Below are 17,837 nucleotides of genomic sequence, written 5' to 3'. Positions count from 1 at the left end.
CGATCTTCAGGCGGGCGGAAGCGAAGACGGCGGCGCGCGGCGGCGTCTTCGCATGAGGTATTCGACGAGCTCGAACACGCCTTCGCTCAGCAGCGCCAGCGCGGCGGCCGGCAGCGCGCCCGCGACCAGCAGTTCGCGGTCGTTGAGGGCCAGGCCCGTCACGATGCGCTCGCCGAAACCGCCCGCGCCGATGAAGGCCGCGATGGTTGCCGTGCCGATGGCGATCGCCGTGGCGGTGCGCACGCCCGCCAGCAGCGTGGGCAGCGCCAGCGGCAGCAGCACCAGCCGGAGGCTCTGCGGCGGCGTCATGCCAAGTGCCGTGCCGGCCAGGCGCAGGCCGTTGGGCACTTCGGCCAGCCCCGTCACCGTGTTGCGCATGATCGGCAGCAGCGAGTAGAGCGTGAGCGCGATCAGCGCCGGCAGCGCGCCGATGGCGCCCAGCATCGATATCAGCACGGCCAGCAGCGCCAGCGAGGGCACGGTCTGCAGCAGGCTCGCGAAGCCCAGCACAAGGGCGCGCAGCCGCACGTGCGGAAACACCAGGATCGCGATCGGCACGCCGACGAGGATCGCGATGCCCACCGACAACGCCACCAGCAGCAGGTGCTGGCGCGCGAGCTTCCACAGGTCGGGTCCGAACAGCTTGGCCGCGAAGCCCCGGCGTTCTTCCTTCGGTTGCGCCTTTGCATCCTTGTTGCCCGTGCTCGCGAGAAAGTCGCGCGCTATCACGTCGAAGGGCACGCTCTGCAGTTCGGCGCGCGCGTTCATCGCGATCATGGCGTGCTCGTCGACCTTGCCTTCCAGCGCCTGCAGCGCGGCCCAGGCCTTGGGCAGCCGCTTGGGCAGGTCGAGCTTGTAGAGCACCACCGCGTCGTAGCGCGGGAAGTACTTCTTGTCGTCCTCCAGCACGCGCAGGCCGAGGTGGTCGATCTTGGCGTCGGTGGTGTAGATGTCGATCACGTCGATCTGCTTGGCGGCCACCGCGTCGTAGGCCAGGCCGTGGTCGAGGCCGGTGGGCGCCTGCGTGAAGCCGTAGCGCCCGGCCAGGCCCTTCCAGCCGTCGGCGCGGCCGATGAACTCGTTCGAGAGGCCGAACTTCAGCTCGGGGTGCTTCGCGAGGTCGCTTAGCGTGCGCAGGCCCAGCCGGTCGGCGTCGGCGGCGCGCACCGCGAGCGCGTAGCCGTCGTTGAAGCCCAGCGGAATCGCCACGCCCAGGCCCATCGGCGCGAGTGCGGCGTTCATCGCCTCGCGCGTATCGGCCGGTGCGCCCTTGAGGATCTCGAGCGCGATGGTGCCGGTGTATTCGGCGTAGAGGTCGATGGCGCCCGAGCGCAGGGCCTCGTAGACGATGGCTGTGTTGCCCAGCCCTTGCCGCAGGACGGGCGGCGTGGCCGTGTGCGGCGCGGCAGTCTGCGCCAGCAGCTCGGCCAGGATGTACGACTCGGTGAAGCGCTTGGAGCCGACGCGCAGCGTCTCGTCCGCCGCCTTCGCGGCGCCGCACAAGGCAAGCCAGGCGAGGGCGAGGAGCAGGGTGGCGCGCGCGAGGATGCGAAGGCTGCGGGGCAGTTGCATCCGGGCCAGTGTATAGACAACGCCCCGTCCCGCGCACCCGTCGATCTCCTACAAACCCTGGCGTGCGGTGCCGATGGGGCCGGCTGCCGTTCGGGGCCAAAGTTGGTCGCGATGAAGAAAAAGACCCCACCCGCGAGCGACGACCACGACCTCCCCGGCCCCAACGTCCACGGCCTGCGCGAATTGCCCGGCCTTCAGGTGGACGGCTACAGCCTGCAGCTGCGCGACAAGGACGGCTTCGTCGGCGACCAGGCCAGCCAGACGGCATTCCGCGAACTGCTCGAGCACTGGCGCAAGCGCCGCCGCAGGAAGGGCAAGGACCCGCTGGGCAAATCGCACTCGCGCGACCTCGCCAAGAAGGAACTCGACCGCGTGCTGCAGGAGAAGAAGGCTTCCGAAGCCACCGACCTGATGCACGTGGCCATCGAGGAGTTCGCGCAGGAGCTGGCGTCGGTGATCCAGCGCTTCATGCGCCAGCCCTCATGGAAGAAGGTGGAGCGCATCGTGATCGGCGGCGGCTTTCCCGAAAGCGACGTGGGCGAGCGCGCGATCCTGCAGACCGCCGCCATCCTGGAGGAGCTCGGCCCGCACGTGCAGATCGCCCGCCTTTCGCACGACGTGGACGACGGCGGGCTGATCGGCTGGGTGCACCTGGTGCCGCGCCACATGCTCAAGGGGCACGACGCGATCCTCGCCGTCGACATAGGCGGCACCAACGTGCGCTGCGGCATCGTCAAGACACGCCACCGCAAGGCGCCCGACTTCTCGCTTGCGAAGGTGGTGCGCCGCGAGAAGTGGCGCCATGCGGATGAAGGCCCCAACCGGGGCGACATGGTCGACCACATCGCCGGCATGCTGGAAGACATGGTGCGCTACAGCGAGCGCAGGAAGATCCGGCTCGCGCCCTTCATCGGCATCGGTTGCCCGGGGCTCATTCGGCCCGACGGCTCCATCGCGCGCGGCGCGCAGAACCTGCCCGGCGACTGGGAAAGCCACGCCTTCCATCTGCCCAGCCAGCTGTGGCGCCGCATGCCGATGATGGGCTCGGGCCCGACGCTGGTGCTGATGCACAACGACGCCGTGGTGCAGGGCCTGAGCGAACTGCCCTTCATGCGCGACGTGCGCCACTGGGGCGTGCTGACCATCGGCACGGGGCTGGGCAACGCCAGCTTCACCAACAGGCCCTAGTCAGAGGTCCTCGGCCGCGGGCCCTCGACGCGCATGCTGGCGGAGGCGCTGGCGACGTTGCCGGCCGCATCCGTCGCGCGCACTTCCACGTTCGCAGAGCCGGGCCGCTTCGGCGTCCATGCGCAGACGTACGGCGCGGCGCGCAGCGTGCAGGCGGTCCTGCCGTCGACGATGAATTTCAGCTCGGCCACGCCGACGTTGTCGGATGCGGTGGCGGAGAACCTCGCGGCCGCGCCCGCGGGCACGCTCTGGGGCGCGGCCAGCGAAACGGCCGGCGGCACGGTGTCGGAAGGCGGGTTGACGATCACGTTGGCGGAAGCCACCGCCGAGTTGCCCGCCGCGTCGAGCGCGATGACGCGGATCGTCTGCATGCCGGGCGTGCCCGGCGTCCAGCTGCAGGTGTAGGGCGGGGCGGTGAAGGTGCAGATCGGGATGCTGTCGCGGCCCACTACCTTCACGCCGACGACGCCGACGTTGTCCACCACCGCGGGCGCGATCACGGTGAGCTGCCCCACCGTGGCCATGGAGGGCGCGGCCACCGACACGGTGGGCGCCGTCGCGTCGGGGCTGCCGAGCGCCAGGTCGATGGTGAACATCTGCTGGCCCTGCACCGCCTTCTGCTCGAAGGCATCGAAGATGGTGAACCACGTGGCGCCGGGCGCGCGGCTGGCTGCGCGCGCCTTGACCAGCAGCGTGGTCTTGCCGGTGGCGAAGCAGCTGAAGCCGCAGTCCCAGTCGAACACGAAGCGGCCGGAGGCGTCGGCCACGCCGGTGACCAGCATCGCCAGCGGCTTGCCGGCGCCCGGGTTGCGCCACACCGACACCTGCGCGCCGGGCAGGGCGGCACCGGTGTCTCGGTCGGTCACGCGCACCTGGGTGGCGGTGGTGCCGGCCATGAACTTCGAGCTGCCGAGCTTGGGCCAGTCGGTCCAGTCGGTATTGATGTTGGCCCTGGTGCCTTCGGTGAAGCGGGTCAGCTCCAGCGTGGCGACGCGATTGGCCGCCGGATCGCGGCGCTGCTCGAAGACGGTGCCCAGCAGCGGGTCGAGCCGCCAGTGCTGGCGGCTCCACCAGTAGCGGTCGCTTTCGCTGGCCAGAGAGAGATCGGTGACGGGCGCGACGCCGGTGGTGTCGGTGACGGCGATGCCGTTGTAGTACTCGCCCGCGCCGGCGCCGAACACGTGCTCCAGCTCGTGCATCAGCGTCTTGAGCTGGCGGCCCAGGTAGTCCTTCTCGGTGGATTCGGGGGCGCCCGGCGTGGGCGCGCGCGAAAGGCGCAGCGGGTCGTGGATGGCGATCCAGTTGAGGTTCCAGGCCACGCCCTTCTGCGGAAAGGTCCAGCTCATGGAAAGCCCGCCGTGGCTGTAGCCGCGCGTCGACTTCGAGACGCACACCACCACCTCGCCATTGACCAGGCCGCTGTAGGCGCACTGCGGCGCGTTCGCGGGCGCGACCAGCTGCAGGTCGGCGGCGGGGTCGAAGGCGAAGCTGCGCACCGTCTCGCGCGTGAACACGGTGTTGACGTCGGCCACGTACTGGGCGAGCCGGCGGCCGGCCTCGGCGGGGCCGATGTCGGCGGCGAGTTCGGGATCGACGATGAACTTCAGGCGATGGGTGCTCGGGGGAGCCCGGCCGATCTCGTCCATGGCGGCGAAAGCGGGCGTTGCAATTCCAGACAGCGCGAACACTGTTGGAAGGACCGCAAACGCCAGGTTCGCCAGGGCACGCAGCGAGAAGAAAGCTCGCATCGGTTTTCCCCGGGGATCGGGGCGCAAGACTCCAACGAACGGCGCCCGGGCCGGCCTCTTGAAAGGCCGCATCCGAGCGGGCTACCCCGCCAGGCAGGGGGTGCCGGGAGATCCGTCAGCGTCCGTCCGGGGGGGTGACCGGTGGGGCAGGAAGGTTTGTCAATCCCCGAAACCGGTGGGTATTTTAGTGTGCTTGTTCAATTGGTTTCAGTTTTGTTGCATTTGTACATCCTGGATTACAGAGCCGCGCCGGCACTGGGCACCTAGAGCTGGAAAGCAACAGTGAGCAGCAGCCCCTCGGCCACGTCGCGCAGCAGCCCCGGCCGCCGCGCGCGGTAGGGCTCGCCGGCCGAAGCGGTGGTCTCGATCCACTCGGCCAGCCATTCGATGTGGTCCTGCCCGTAGAACACCACGGCCGCCTCGTGGTTCAGCAGCAGGCTGCGCAGGTCGAGGTTGATCGATCCGCAGATGGCCAGCTCGTCGTCCACCACCACCGCCTTGGCGTGCGCCATGAAGGGCAGCATGCGAAAGCTCACGCCCGCGCGCGCCAGGTCGCGCATGGCGCGTGCGCGCACGAAGTCGGCCAGCCGGTGGTTGGATTGCGCGGGCATCGCGATGGTCACCTGCACGCCGCGCCGCGCGGCCAGCCGCAGCGCGTCGCGCAGGCCGTCGCCGGGCACGAAGTAGGGCGTGATGGCGAGGATGCGGTGCTCGGCGCGGAAGCAGGCGTCGATCAGCAGCGCATGCGCCGTGTCCTCCGTCTGGTCGGGGCCGCTCGGCAGGAACTGGGCCATGGCGGTGCCGGGGCCTTCGACGTCGGGGGCGGTGATGGCGCGCGCCTTGCGGCTGCGCACCGAGGCCCAGTCGTGGTCGAACTGGCGCGCCGCCGCGGCAGCCACGCTGCCGCGCAGGTCGAAGGAGAGATCGCGCCAGGCTTCGGGATGCTTTTCGTTGCCGGTGAAGTATTCGCCAGCGAGGTTGCGCCCGCCCGACCAGAGCCAGCCGTCGTCGGCGATGGTGAACTTGCGGTGGTTGCGCAGGTTGCGCGGGCCGATGCGCCGCAGGCTGAAGAAGGGGCGGAACACCGCCACCTCGCCGCCGGCCGCGCGCAGCCGGTCGAAGTGGTGGCGCGGCAGCGAGAGCGCGCCGAAGCCGTCGAGCAGCACCCGCACCTTGATGCCCTCGCGCGCCCGCTGCGCCAGCCGGTCGAGCACCGAATGGCCGAGCGGGTCGTCGCCGATGATGAAGGTGCATACGTCGATGCGCTCGCGCGCGCCGTCGATCACCTGCCACAGCGCGTCGCGCGCGGCCTCGCCGTCGGCATGCAGGCGGATCGCGCAGCGCCCCGGCGGCGCGAGGCCGAAGCTCTCGATCAGGTCGGCGGCCCAGTGGCCCGGCGGCACCGAGCGCGGCGGCCGCGGCGAACCCGCCGGGCGCAGCTTGCGCTGCCCGAACAGCAGGTACATCGGCAGGATGAAATAGGGCATCAGCACCAGCCCCATGACCCATGCGATGGCGGTGGTGGGCGCGCGCTGCTCGCGGCGCGCGCGCGTGGTCAGCACGTAGACCAGCAGCGCGAAAGTGACGACGAGGAAGTGCTGCGAGGGAGTGGGCAGCCAGTCGAACTCTTTGGTCGGCATGAATCGATGATGCCTCAGCGCTGAGGGCGGCGCCTTCAGTGTCCCTTCAGCGTTGCAGGAAGGCCGGCACCTCGCGTCCCTCCGAGGCGAGGAAGCGCATCATCGGATCGACCACCGCGCGCACCGCGGGCCGGTCGCCCACGCGCGTGCGCCAGGCCAGCAGCCGCGGCGCGGCGCCGGTCATGCCCGCGCCCTTGCGGTCGGCGAAGACGCAGGCCATGTAGAAGGCGATGTCGGCGAAGGAGTAGGGCCCCGCCAGGTACTCGCGCGTGGCGAGCAGGCCTTCCATCTCGTCGTAGAAGCGCGCGCAGCCGGCGCAGGCCGCGATCGCCGGGGCGCTCTGCATGGCCTCCTGCAGGCCGAAGAGCTTGATCACGTTCGGGAAGAAGACCTCGTCGGACTTCTGTTCCAGCTGACGCGCGCGGGCCCGTTCGGCAATGCCTTCGGGCCACAGCGCGGGGCTGGGGTAGCGGTCTTCCAGGTACTCGAAGATCTGAGTCGAGTCGAAGAGCGAGACCTCGTCGTCGACCAGCACCGGCACCTGCTGCTTGACGGGGTTGACCCGAAGCACCTCGGGGTGCTTGGGCTCGTACACGTCGCCCTTGGCGAAGGGCACCATGACCAGTTTGAAGGGCACGCCTTTCTCGCGTGCCGCGATCTCGACCTTGGCGCCGAACATGCTGAGGGGACCTGAGTAGATGTGAGTCGTCATGTCCCCGACTTCAACAGAAACGGCGTGTCAGGTCGAGCCCCAGACCTCCTGCGCCGTCTCGACCACCAGGCGCAGCTTGTTGCGCTGCGCTTCCACCGCGATGTTGTTGCCGTGCACGGTGCTGGAGAAGCCGCACTGCGGCGACAGCGCGAGCTGGTCGAGCGAGGCGTACTTGGCGGCGTCCTCGATGCGGCGCTTGAGCTCGTCCTTGTCTTCCATCTCGCCGAACTTGGTGGTCACCAGGCCGAGCACTACCGTCTTGCCCTTGGGCAGGTAGCGCAGCGGCTTGAAGTCGCCGGAGCGGGCGTCGTCGTATTCCATGAAGTAGGCGTCGAGGTCCATCTCCTTGAGCAGCGCCTCGGCCACCGGCTCGTAGTTGCCGGCGGCGGCGTGCGTGCTCTTGAAGTTGCCGCGGCACAGGTGCATGGCCAGCAGCATGCCCGGCGGCTTCTGCGCCACCACCTTGTTGATGAAGGCGGCGTAGCGGTGCGGCAGTTCGTTGGGGTCGTCGCCGCGCTTGCGGGCGGCCTCGCGCATGTGCTCGTCGCACAGGTAGGCGAGGTTGGTGTCGTCCATCTGCACGTAGGTGCAGCCGGCGGCGGCCAGCGAGCGCAGCTCGTCGCCATAGGCCTTGGCCACGTCGTCGTAGAAGACCGGGTCGAGCTCGGGGTAGGCGTCCTTGCTGATGCCGGCGCGGCCGCCGCGGAAGTGCAGCATGGTCGGCGAGGGGATCGTCACCTTCGGCGTGCGTCCCGCCGAAACCTGGCTCTTGAGGTACTGGAAGTCGGCGAGCTGGATGTCCTTGACGTGGCGGACCTTGTCAATCACGCGCATCGCCGGCGGGGCCAGCTCCTCGGTGCCGTCGGGCTTGCGGATGGTGACCGGGATGTCGGTCTTCACGCCGCCGAGCTGGTCGAGGAAGTCGATGTGGAAGTACGTGCGGCGGAACTCGCCGTCGGTGATGCTCTTCAGGCCGATGTCTTCCTGGAACTTGACGATCTCGGTGATCGCCTTGTCCTCGACGAGACGAAGCTGCTCGGGGGTGATCTCGCCCTTGGCTTTCTGCTCGCGGGCTTCGAGCAGGTACTTGGGGCGCAGGAAGCTGCCCACGTGGTCGTAGCGGGCAGGCAAGGCGGCGTGCTGTGTCATGGATGGCTCCGTCGTGATCGTGATCGGGGGAAACGAACGGAGCATCGTATCGCCATCGAAACGGCGATGACTGTATACAGTGATCTCGGTGTTTACCCTCGAATAGGCTGAAAACGCTGGAAATTTCGCTATTTCTGTATACATTGAGTATTCATGAAAACGCCCACGCCCGCCTTCCCCCTGAACGCCTGGTACGCCGCCGCCTATGACGTCGAAGTGCGACACGCGCTGCTGCCACGCACCATCTGCAACCAGAAAGTGGTGCTGTTCCGTCGCACCGACGGGCAGGTCGCCGTGCTCGAGGACGCCTGCTGGCACCGGCTGATGCCGCTGTCGCTCGGCCGCCTCGAGGGCGACGAGGTGGTCTGCGGCTACCACGGCCTCGTCTACAACGCCCAGGGCCGCTGCACGCACATGCCCAGCCAGGAGACGCTGAACCCCTCGGCCTGCGTGCGCAGCTTTCCGGTGGCGGAGAAGCACCGCTTCGTGTGGATCTGGCCCGGCGACCCGGCCAAGGCCGACCCGGCGCTCATCCCCGACATGCACTGGAACGACGACCCGGCCTGGGCCGGCGACGGCAAGATGATCCGCGTCCACTGCGACTACCGCCTCGTCGTCGACAACCTCATGGACCTGACGCACGAGACCTTCGTGCACGGCTCCTCCATCGGCAACCGCGAAGTGGCCGAGGCGCCCTTCGTCGCCACGCACGGCGACCGCTCGGCCACCGTCACGCGCTGGATGGAGAACATCGATCCGCCGCCGTTCTGGGGCGGCCAGATTCGCCACGCGCGCGGCTACACCGGCAAGGTCGACCGCTGGCAGATCATCCGCTTCGAAGGCCCGTGCACGGTGAACATCGACGTCGGCGTGGCCGAGGCCGGCAGCGGCGCGGTGCCCTCCAACGGAAACCCGGGCGACCGCAGCAAGGGCGTCAACGGCTACGTGCTCAACACCATCACGCCCGAGACCGACAAGACCTGCCTCTACTTCTGGGCCTTCGCGCGCAACTACTGCCTGGGCGAGCAGCGCCTCACGCACGAGCTGCGCGAGGGCGTCGCCGGCATCTTCCGCGAGGACGAGCTCGTGCTCGAGGCGCAGCAGAAGGCCATGGACGAGCACCCAGATCACAAGTTCTACAACCTCAACATCGACGCCGGCTCGATGTGGGCGCGCAAGCTCATCGACCGCATGATCGAGAAGGAGAAGCCCGCGCGCGCGGCGATCCCGATCCGGCCGGCCGAGAAGGAGGCCGCGTGAGCCGTGTGAAGGTCGCGGCCGTCTCCGCTGCCGCCGAGCCCGGCGACAGCGGCAGCTCGCAGGCCGTGAAGGCACAGCTGCGGCTGCGCGAGATGATCCTCGCGGGCGAGCTGCCCGGCGGCGCGCGCATCGCCGAGGTGGCGATCTCCGAGCAGCTCGGCGTGTCGCGCACGCCGGTGCGTACCGCGCTCATGCGGCTCGAACAGGAAGGCCTGCTCGAGGCGCTGCCCAACGGCGGCTATGCGGTTCGCACCTTCTCCGAGCGCGACGTGGCCGATGCCATCGAGCTGCGCGGCACGCTCGAAGGCCTGGTGGCCCGGCTCGCCGCCGAACGCGGCGCGGCGCCGGTGGTGCTGCGCGAGGCGCGCGCCTGCCTGCAGCGCATCGACGAACTGCTGCGCGAACCCGCGCTCGACGACGCCGCCTTCTCGCGCTACGTCACGCACAACGAGCGCTTCCACGCGCTGCTCTGCGAAATGGCGGCCAGCCCCGTCATCGCGCAGCAGCTGGAGCGCGTGATCAACCTGCCTTTCGCCTCGCCCTCGGGCTTCGTCGTGGTGCAGGCCAATTCGCCGGCCGCGCGCGACATGCTCGTGGTCGCGCAGGACCAGCACGTGCAGGTGCTCGACGCCATCGAATCCGGCGAAGGTTCGCGCGCCGAGGCGCTGATGCGCGAGCACAGCCGCATCGCGCGGCGCAACCTGCGCGAGGCGCTGCACGGCACGCCCACCGCCGAGCAGCGTCCGCTGCCGGGCGTGCAGCTGATCCGCCGGCGCGGCTGATTTCCCTTCCTCTTCCTGCTTCTTTCTTTTTCTCCCTTGGTGTTCCCCGATGAAAAGCGATCTTCAATGGATGCAGGCGCAGGTCGTCGCGCTGCGCGACGTAACGCCCACCGTGCGCGAGTTCGAGCTGCGCCCCGAGAGCGGATTCGCCGCCTCCCATGAGCCCGGCGCCCACCTCCAGGTGCAGGTGCTGACCGCGCAGGGCAGGGTGCAGACGCGCTCCTATTCGCTGGTGGGCGAAGGCGACGGCAGTTGCTGGCGCATCGCCGTCAAGCGCCTGGACGACGGCCGCGGAGGCTCGCTCGCGATGTGGCGGCTCGCCGTGGGCGATCGCCTGCAGGTGAGCGCGCCGCAGAACCACTTTCCGCTCGACCTCTCGGCCCCCGGCTACCTGCTGGTGGCCGGCGGCATCGGCATCACGCCGCTGGTGCTGATGGCGCAGCGCCTGGCCGCGCACGCGAAGCGCACCGGCGTGCCGGTGAAGATGCTCTACGGCGCGCGCAACGCCGACGAGTTCGGCTATCTCTCGCACCTGCGCGACGCGCTGGGCGAGAGCGGCGTGGCGGCGCACGAGGGCGCCGCGCCCATCGACTTCGCCGCCGCCATCTCCGCGCTGCCGCCCGGCGGCCAGCTCTACACCTGCGGCCCGGTGCCGATGCTCGAAGCCCTCAAGCGCGCCTGGCACGCGGCGGGCCGTCCCATCGCCGACCTGCGTTTCGAGACCTTCGGCAGCAGCGGCCGGCTGGCCACGCAGTCCTTCGAGGTGCGCATTCCGCGCCACGACCTGACCATCACCGTGCCGGCCGACTGCACGCTGCTCGATGCGCTCGACGCGGCCGGCGTGCAGACGCTGTCGGACTGCAGGCGCGGCGAATGCGGCCTGTGCGCGATGGACGTGATCGCCATCGACGGCGAAGTCGATCACCGCGACGTGTTTCTCAGCGAGCACGAGAAGAAGTCGGTCACGCGCATCTGCGCCTGCGTGTCACGCGCTGTGGGTACGCTCACGCTCGACTCCGCCTATCGCGCAGAGAGCTGATCGGGGTCGTTCCTGGAATGCACCCTGCGCGATGATCGCGCAGTTCATTTGTCAATCGCGCAACAAAGGTCAGCGACTGTGGCCGGCTAGGTGATTGCCTGCAGCGCCGGATGTTGCAAAGTGTTCAAAATAGCGCCGGTTCGCGTTCCGTCCTCAAAGGAAAAAACATGCAAAGACGCCATCTCATCCAGACCGCCGCCCTGTCGGCTCTTGCACTTTCGATGTCGCTGGCCAGTGCCCAGGACAACAAGTTCAAGATCGGCCTGATCCTTCCGATGACGGGCCAGTCGGCCTCCACCGGCCGCCAGATCGAAGCCGCAGCCCGCCTGTACATGGCCCAGAACGGCGACACTGTGGCCGGCAAGAAGGTGGAACTCATCATCAAGGACGACACCGGCCTGCCCGACGTGACCAAGCGCCTCGCGCAGGAGCTGGTAGTGAACGACAAGGTCAACGTGCTCGCCGGCTTCGGCCTGACGCCCCTGGCCCTCGCGGTGGCGCCCATCGCCACCCAGTCGAAGACGCCGCAGCTGGTGATGGCCGCCGCCACGTCGAGCATCACCGAGGCATCGCCCTACATCGTCCGCTCTAGCTTCACGCTGCCGCAGGTCTCGGTGGCCATGGGCGACTGGGCGCCGAAGAACGGAGTGAAGACGGTCGTGACACTGGTGGCCGACTACGGTCCGGGCAACGACGCCGAGAAGTTCTTCACCGAGCGCTTCCAGCTCAACGGCGGCAAGGTGCTCGACAAGCTGCGCGTGCCGCTGCGCAACCCTGACTTCGCGCCCTTCCTGCAGAAGGTTCGCGACGTGAAGCCCGACGCGCTCTTCGTCTTCGTGCCCTCGGGCGCAGGCGCCGCGGTGATGAAGCAGTTCCTGGAGCGCGGCATGGACAAGGCCGGCATCAAGATGATCGCCACCGGCGACGTGACCGACGACGACCAGCTCAACGACATGGGCGACGGCGCGCTGGGCGTGGTCACCTCGCACCACTACTCGACGGCGCACCCCTCGGCACTGAACAAGAAGTTCGTCGAGGCCTTCGAGAAGGCCAACCCCAAGATGCGCCCCAACTTCATGGCCGTGGGCGGCTATGACGGCATGCGCATCATCTACGAGGCGCTCAAGGCCACCAAGGGCCAGGGCGGCGGCGAGGCGCTGCTGGGCGCCATGAAGGGCCAGGTCTTCGAGAGCCCGCGCGGCCAGGTGCTGATCGACGCGCAGACCCGCGACATCGTGCAGGACGTGTACCTGCGCAAGGTCGAGAAGAAGGATGGGCAGCTCTACAACGTCGAGTTCGACGTGATCAAGGGCGTGAAAGACCCCGGCAAGGCCAAGTAATTTCTTTCTGGCTCCGGACGCTTTTGTCCGGGGCGCGATCACACCGACGGTGTGCTTCTTTTCTCGAATGTCCCCCGGCCTGCGGCCTCCTCCTTTATTTCGTGAAAAGAAGCCCACCGCCGGCGTGACCGTTCAGAGCCCTTGTTGATCGAGCGGCACCACTGCGGCGTCCATGTGCGAAGGGCGCCGGGTGGCTCCCGCAGCGAAATAAAGGAGGAGGCCGCAGGCCGGGGGACATTCGCGGAGGGAGCTACCCGGTGGCCTTCGCACACGCCCCGGACAAGTGCCTCCCAAACGCCACAGCGCAATGAAAAAACTGTCATGTTGACCATCCTTTTCGACGGCATCGCCTACGGCATGCTGCTCTTCGTGCTAGCCGTGGGGCTGGCCGTGACGCTCGGGCTGATGAACTTCATCAACCTCGCGCACGGCGCCTTCGCCATGGCGGGCGGCTATCTCACTGTGTTCGCCATGCAGAAGCTGGGCGTGCCATTCCTGGCGTGCCTGCCGCTCGCGTTCATCGTCGTCGCGCTGGCCGGCGCGGTGCTGGAGCGCACGCTCTACCGGCCGATGTACGGCAAGCCGCACCTCGACCAGGTGCTGTTTTCCATCGGCCTGGCCTTCATGGCTGTGGCGGCGGTCGACTACTTCGTGGGCTCGTCGCAGCAGAACGTGCAGCTGCCCGAATGGCTGCGCGGCCGCACCGAGATCGGCGACGGCGCGCTGCTGCTGGGCATGGGGCACTACCGGCTCTTCATCATCGGCGTGTGCGCGGTGCTCACGGTGGTGCTGCAGCTGATCCTGTCGAAGACGCGCTTCGGCAGCCGGCTGCGCGCCGCTGTCGATGACCCGCGCGTGGCGGCGGGGCTGGGCATCAACGTGAACGTCGTGTTCCTGCTGACGTTTGCAGTGGGCTCGGGCCTCGCGGGCCTGGGTGGGGCGCTGGGCGCCGAGATCCTGGGGCTCGATCCGACCTTCCCGCTCAAGTACATGATCTATTTCCTGATCGTGGTGTCCGTCGGCGGCACCTCGTCGATCACCGGGCCGCTCGCGGCGGCGCTGCTGCTGGGCATCGCCGACGTGGCGGGCAAGTACTTCATTCCGAAGATGGGCGCGTTCACCGTCTACCTGCTGATGATCCTGATCCTGATGTGGCGCCCGCAGGGCCTGTTCACGCGCAAAGGGGGCCGCTGAATGAGCACGCCTTCTCCCGTCGTCGCCGACTTCCAGTCGGCCCTGCTGCGCAAGGCGCGCTGGCGCCCGCTCGAATTCGTCGTCTGGGCGGTGGCCTTCGCGCTGCCGCTGGCGATGCCCTCGCACTCGCTGCTGGTCAACGAGATCGCCATCGTTGCGCTGTTCGCGATGTCGCTCGACCTGATCCTGGGCTACACCGGCATCGTGTCGCTGGGCCATGCCGCCTTCTTCGGCTTCGGCGCGTATGCGGCGGCGCTGTTCGCCAAGCTGGTGATGCCCGACCCGACCGTGGGCCTGCTGTTTGCGACGGTGCTGTCCGCGCTGCTGGGCATGGTGGCGAGCGTGACGATCCTGCGCGGCAGCGACCTCACGCGGCTGATGGTCACGCTGGGCACGGCGCTGCTGCTGCTCGAACTCGCCAACAAGCTCGACTGGCTCACCGGCGGCGCCGACGGCCTGCAGGGCGTGGTGATGGGGCCGGTACTCGGCATGTTCGAGTTCGACCTCTTCGGCCGCACGGCCGCCTGGTACTCGCTGGCGGTGATGCTGGTGCTGTTCCTGCTGATGCGCCGCCTCGTGCACTCGCCCTTCGGCGCCACGCTGAAGGCCATCCGAGACAACCGGCTGCGCGCCATGGCCATCGGCGTTCCGGTGGTGTCGCGGCTGGTGGTGATCTACACCGTGGCGGCGGGCATCGCCGGTGCCGCGGGTGCGCTGCTGGCGCAGACCACCGGCTTCGCCTCGCTCGACGTGCTGGCCTTCGACCGCTCTGCCGACGTGCTGCTGATGCTGGTCATCGGCGGCGTGGGCTGGCTCTATGGCGGCGTGGCGGGCGCCATCGTCTTCAAGCTGCTGCAGACATGGCTGTCGGCCGTGACGCCGCAGTACTGGATGTTCTGGATCGGCCTGATCCTGGTGCTGCTGGTGCTGGTCGGGCGCGACCGGCTGCTCAAGCCCTGGGCATGGTTCGGCGTCGGCAAGAAGAAAGGCGGCGCGGCATGAGCGCGGACACCGTTCTTTCCACCCACGGCCTCGTGATGCGCTTCGGCGGCATCACGGCCACCAACAATGTGTCGATGGAGCTCCGGCGCGGCGCTCGCCATGCGCTCATCGGCCCGAACGGCGCGGGCAAGACCACGCTCATCAACCAGCTCACGGGCGTGCTCACGCCCACCGAGGGCCGCATCACGCTGCTGGGCGAGGACATCACCACGCTCGCCCCGCACAAGCGCGTGGCGCGCGGGCTGGTGCGCACCTTCCAGATCAACCAGCTGTTCGATTCCATGACGCCGCTCGAGACGCTGGCGCTGGTGGTGTCGCAGCACCAGGGCGCGGGCGCGCAATGGTGGAAGCCGCTGGGGTCGAGCAAGGCCATCGCCGAGCGCGCGGCGCAGCTGCTGGAGCAGTTCCACCTGAGCGACGTGGCGCAGCAGCAGGTGAAGCACCTGGCCTACGGCAAGCGCCGGCTGCTCGAAATCGCGATCGCGCTGGCCTGCGAGCCGCGCGTGCTGCTGCTCGACGAGCCTGTGGCGGGCGTGCCCGCTGGCGAGCGCGAGGAATTGCTGCAGACCGTGGCCGCGCTGCCGGCCGACGTGTCGGTGCTGCTGATCGAGCACGACATGGACCTGGTGTTCAGCTTCGCCGACCGCATGACCGTGCTGGTCAACGGCACCCTGCTGACCGAGGGCGACCCGGAGACCATCGCCAACGATCCGAAGGTGAAGGAGGTCTATCTGGGCCACGGAGAGGCTGCCCATGTCTGAGCTGCTGAGAATAGAAAACCTGAGCGCCGGCTACGGCGAGGCCGTGGTGCTGCACGACGTGGCCTTCACGCTTGGCGAGGGCCAGACGCTGGCGCTGCTGGGCCGCAACGGCACGGGCAAGACCACGCTGATCAACACGCTCGCGGGCGCGACGCGCCAGCACGGCGGCAGCATCTCGCTAGGCGGCCAGGCACTGCACAAGATCGCGCCGCACCTGCGAGCGGCGGCCGGCATCGGCTGGGTGCCGCAGGAGCGCAACATCTTCAAGTCGCTCACCGTGCACGAGAACCTCACGGCGGTGGAGCGGCCGGGCAAGTGGAATCCGCAGCGCGTGTACGAGATGTTCCCGCGCCTTGCCGAGCGCAAGACCAACCTGGGCACGCAGCTCTCTGGCGGCGAGCAGCAGATGCTGGCCGTGGGCCGTGCGCTGGTGCTCAACCCCAAGCTGCTGCTGCTCGACGAGCCGCTCGAGGGCCTAGCGCCCATCATTGTGGAAGAGCTGCTGCGCGCCATCCGCCGCATCACGCAGGACGAGGGCCTGGCCGCGATCATCGTGGAGCAGCATCCGCAGGCGATCCTCGCGATCTCCGACGAGGCGGTGGTGCTCGACCACGGGACCATCGTGCACACCGACAGCGCGGCGGCGCTGCGCAGCCAGCCGCAGGTGCTTGACCGGCTGCTGGGCGTGGCGCGGTAGCAGACAGATACGACAAGCAAAAAAGGAGACAGACAGATGGCGACCCCGAAGACAGTATTCAGCGGGGGCGCCACGCTGGCGACCGCCGCGTTGTTGCTCGCGGCTTGCGGCACCACCACCGGCCCGAAGAGCCTCTCGCTCGGCGGCAATCCGGCGACGGCCTGCGCGGCGCTGGTTGCGCCCGTCGCTGCGTCGGCGATCGGCCTGCCCAGCGGCGCGGCGACCATCGATTCCGCGACGCTGGTTCCAGCTTCCGCGCTCGCGGTGGCAGAGCGCGGGCCCACGCCCCCGTCGCGCATCACGCCGGCTATGCCCTCTTTCTGCAAGGTGCTGGGCCGCATCGCACCGATCGATGCCAGCGCGCCGCCCATCATGTTCCAGGTCAACCTGCCGCTCGCATGGAACGGGCGCAGCGTGCAATACGGCGGCGGAGGCTTCAACGGCGTGCTGATCACCGGCCTCTCGCTGGTGCCGGCCGCGCGCTTCGACCTGCCCACGCCGCTGGCGCAGGGCTATGTGACCTACGGCACCGACTCCGGCCACCAGAACGTGGCCGGCCAGCCGCCGCAGGCCTTCGCGCTCAACGACGAGGCGCTGACCAACTTCGCGCACGCCTCGTACAAGAAGGTGCGCGACGTGGCCGTGGCGCTGATGCAGCGCGCGTACGGGCAGGCGCCGCAGAAGCTGTACTTCATGGGCAGCTCCGAGGGCGGACGCGAGGCGCTCACGATGGCGCAGCGCTATCCGCAGGATTTCGACGGCATCTTCAGCCGCGTGCCGGTGATCAACTGGACGGGCCTGCAGCATGCCGGCACGCGCAACGGCATCGCCACTTTCGGCGAGGGCTGGCTGCGGCCGGCGCAGGTGCAGCTGGTGCATGACGCGGTGCTCGCGTCGTGCGATGCGGCCGATGGCGTGGCCGACCGCATCGTCTCGAACCCGGTGGCCTGCCTGCAGCGCTTCGACCCGGCCAGTCTGCGCTGCGCGGCGGGCACGAGCGGCGACAACTGCCTCAACGACGCGCAGGTGCAGGCGGTGCGCACGCTGCGCTCGCCGTGGCGCGCACCGGTGCCGCTGGCCAACGGCATCAACGAGTACCCCGGCTGGGGCATCGGCGGCGAGGCGACGCCGGCCTTCGCCTCGACAGGCGGCTGGAACGCATGGTGGACCGGCACCGCCGCGCCGACCGTGCCGCCGCAGCCCAGCAACGGCATCGCGTGGTTCTACGGCAGCGGCGCGCTGCAGTATTTCTACGCGCGCAATCCCTCGCTCGACGTGCGCAACTACCGCGCGGAAGACTACGCCGCGCGCATCGCCACCGTGTCGCAGCTCATGGATTCGACCAACCCCGACCTGAGCGCGTTCAACGCACGCGGCGGCAAGCTGCTCATGCTCGAGCACATGGCCGACTACGCGCAGAGCCCCTTCGCGGGCATCCGCTACTACGAGTCGGTGGTCGCGCGCCTGGGCCGCGACAACGTGGACCGCTTCATGCGCCTGTACACCGCGCCCGGCGTCGATCACGTGGGAAGCGGCGCGCCGGCCAATGTCGACATGCTCGGCGCGCTGGCCGACTGGGTCGAGCGCGGCAAGGCGCCGGGCGGGCTGCAGCTGGTGGAGCAGGAGGTGCAGCCGCCGTTCAAGGTCACGCGCGCGCGTCCGCTGTGCGAATGGCCGCTGTGGCCGCGCTACGTGGGCGGCGATGCCTCGCAGGCGGCGAGCTTCCAGTGCAGCAGGTAGCGCGGGGGCAAGG

General features: G+C 68.9%; 15 protein-coding genes. 10 read left to right on the top strand and 5 right to left on the bottom strand.

The features are described 5' to 3' along the window. Nucleotides 1–6: 6 nt before the first annotated feature. Entirely contained in the window at nucleotides 7–1,572 is a 1,566-nt protein-coding gene (locus tag ACHMXA_RS23515; RefSeq protein ID WP_395316485.1) for a glycine betaine ABC transporter substrate-binding protein, read from the bottom strand. 111 nt (nucleotides 1,573–1,683) lie between these two features. Between ACHMXA_RS23515 and ACHMXA_RS23510 the strand changes: the two genes are divergently transcribed. Further along, nucleotides 1,684–2,760: an ROK family protein gene (locus tag ACHMXA_RS23510; protein WP_395316484.1), complete on the top strand. Its 1,077-nt coding sequence runs from the start codon at nucleotides 1,684–1,686 to the stop codon at nucleotides 2,758–2,760. Here ACHMXA_RS23510 and ACHMXA_RS23505 read toward each other — a convergent pair. The 4 genes from ACHMXA_RS23505 to ACHMXA_RS23490 all read right to left on the bottom strand — a co-directional run bounded on the left by ACHMXA_RS23505 (nucleotide 2,757) and on the right by ACHMXA_RS23490 (nucleotide 8,009). Beyond that, nucleotides 2,757–4,406 carry an Ig-like domain-containing protein gene (locus ACHMXA_RS23505; RefSeq protein WP_395316483.1) on the bottom strand — a complete coding sequence of 550 codons (1,650 nt, stop codon included), beginning with the start codon at nucleotides 4,404–4,406 and terminating at the stop codon, nucleotides 2,757–2,759. The two genes, ACHMXA_RS23510 and ACHMXA_RS23505, sit on opposite strands and share 4 nt — an antisense overlap. 365 nt (nucleotides 4,407–4,771) lie before the next feature. Beyond that, entirely contained in the window at nucleotides 4,772–6,148 is a 1,377-nt protein-coding gene (locus tag ACHMXA_RS23500; RefSeq protein WP_395316482.1) for a phospholipase D-like domain-containing protein, read from the bottom strand. 46 nt (nucleotides 6,149–6,194) lie between these two features. Next, a complete protein-coding gene (locus ACHMXA_RS23495) occupies nucleotides 6,195–6,860 on the bottom strand; it encodes a glutathione S-transferase family protein (RefSeq protein WP_395316481.1) in 666 nt (221 codons plus the stop codon). Between the two features lie 27 nt (nucleotides 6,861–6,887). Beyond that, nucleotides 6,888–8,009, bottom strand: a complete 1,122-nt coding sequence (locus tag ACHMXA_RS23490) for a 5-methyltetrahydropteroyltriglutamate--homocysteine S-methyltransferase (RefSeq protein ID WP_395316480.1) — start codon at nucleotides 8,007–8,009, stop codon at nucleotides 6,888–6,890. Nucleotides 8,010–8,162: 153 nt separating this feature from the next. Here ACHMXA_RS23490 and ACHMXA_RS23485 point away from each other — a divergent pair, with 153 nt between their 5' ends. From ACHMXA_RS23485 to ACHMXA_RS23445, 9 genes are all read left to right on the top strand, one after another. Further along, nucleotides 8,163–9,269 carry a Rieske 2Fe-2S domain-containing protein gene (locus tag ACHMXA_RS23485; RefSeq protein WP_395316479.1) on the top strand — a complete coding sequence of 369 codons (1,107 nt, stop codon included), beginning with the start codon at nucleotides 8,163–8,165 and terminating at the stop codon, nucleotides 9,267–9,269. A 5-nt stretch (nucleotides 9,270–9,274) separates the two neighbouring features. Continuing rightward, nucleotides 9,275–10,051, top strand: a complete 777-nt coding sequence (locus tag ACHMXA_RS23480; RefSeq protein ID WP_126024956.1) for a GntR family transcriptional regulator — start codon at nucleotides 9,275–9,277, stop codon at nucleotides 10,049–10,051. Between the two features lie 49 nt (nucleotides 10,052–10,100). Next, nucleotides 10,101–11,090, top strand: a complete 990-nt coding sequence (locus ACHMXA_RS23475; RefSeq protein WP_395316478.1) for a PDR/VanB family oxidoreductase — start codon at nucleotides 10,101–10,103, stop codon at nucleotides 11,088–11,090. 167 nt (nucleotides 11,091–11,257) lie between these two features. Then, a complete protein-coding gene (locus ACHMXA_RS23470) occupies nucleotides 11,258–12,430 on the top strand; it encodes an ABC transporter substrate-binding protein (RefSeq protein WP_176667110.1) in 1,173 nt (390 codons plus the stop codon). 321 nt (nucleotides 12,431–12,751) lie between these two features. Continuing rightward, nucleotides 12,752–13,624: a branched-chain amino acid ABC transporter permease gene (locus ACHMXA_RS23465; RefSeq protein WP_126024905.1), complete on the top strand. Its 873-nt coding sequence runs from the start codon at nucleotides 12,752–12,754 to the stop codon at nucleotides 13,622–13,624. Further along, nucleotides 13,625–14,626 carry a branched-chain amino acid ABC transporter permease gene (locus ACHMXA_RS23460; protein WP_395316477.1) on the top strand — a complete coding sequence of 334 codons (1,002 nt, stop codon included), beginning with the start codon at nucleotides 13,625–13,627 and terminating at the stop codon, nucleotides 14,624–14,626. Further along, entirely contained in the window at nucleotides 14,623–15,387 is a 765-nt protein-coding gene (locus ACHMXA_RS23455) for an ABC transporter ATP-binding protein (RefSeq protein ID WP_395316476.1), read from the top strand. Before ACHMXA_RS23460 ends, ACHMXA_RS23455 begins: the two co-directional genes overlap by 4 nt. Continuing rightward, nucleotides 15,380–16,084, top strand: a complete 705-nt coding sequence (locus tag ACHMXA_RS23450; protein WP_176667107.1) for an ABC transporter ATP-binding protein — start codon at nucleotides 15,380–15,382, stop codon at nucleotides 16,082–16,084. Before ACHMXA_RS23455 ends, ACHMXA_RS23450 begins: the two co-directional genes overlap by 8 nt. Before the next feature lie 36 nt (nucleotides 16,085–16,120). After that, nucleotides 16,121–17,824 carry a tannase/feruloyl esterase family alpha/beta hydrolase gene (locus ACHMXA_RS23445; protein WP_395316475.1) on the top strand — a complete coding sequence of 568 codons (1,704 nt, stop codon included), beginning with the start codon at nucleotides 16,121–16,123 and terminating at the stop codon, nucleotides 17,822–17,824. Nucleotides 17,825–17,837 lie beyond the last annotated feature (13 nt).

Source organism: Variovorax sp. UC74_104, assembly GCF_044055375.1.
Lineage (GTDB): Bacteria > Pseudomonadota > Gammaproteobacteria > Burkholderiales > Burkholderiaceae_C > Variovorax.
The sequence above is the reverse complement of the archived record's forward strand: the minus strand, read 5'-3'. Positions and strand labels throughout refer to the sequence as shown.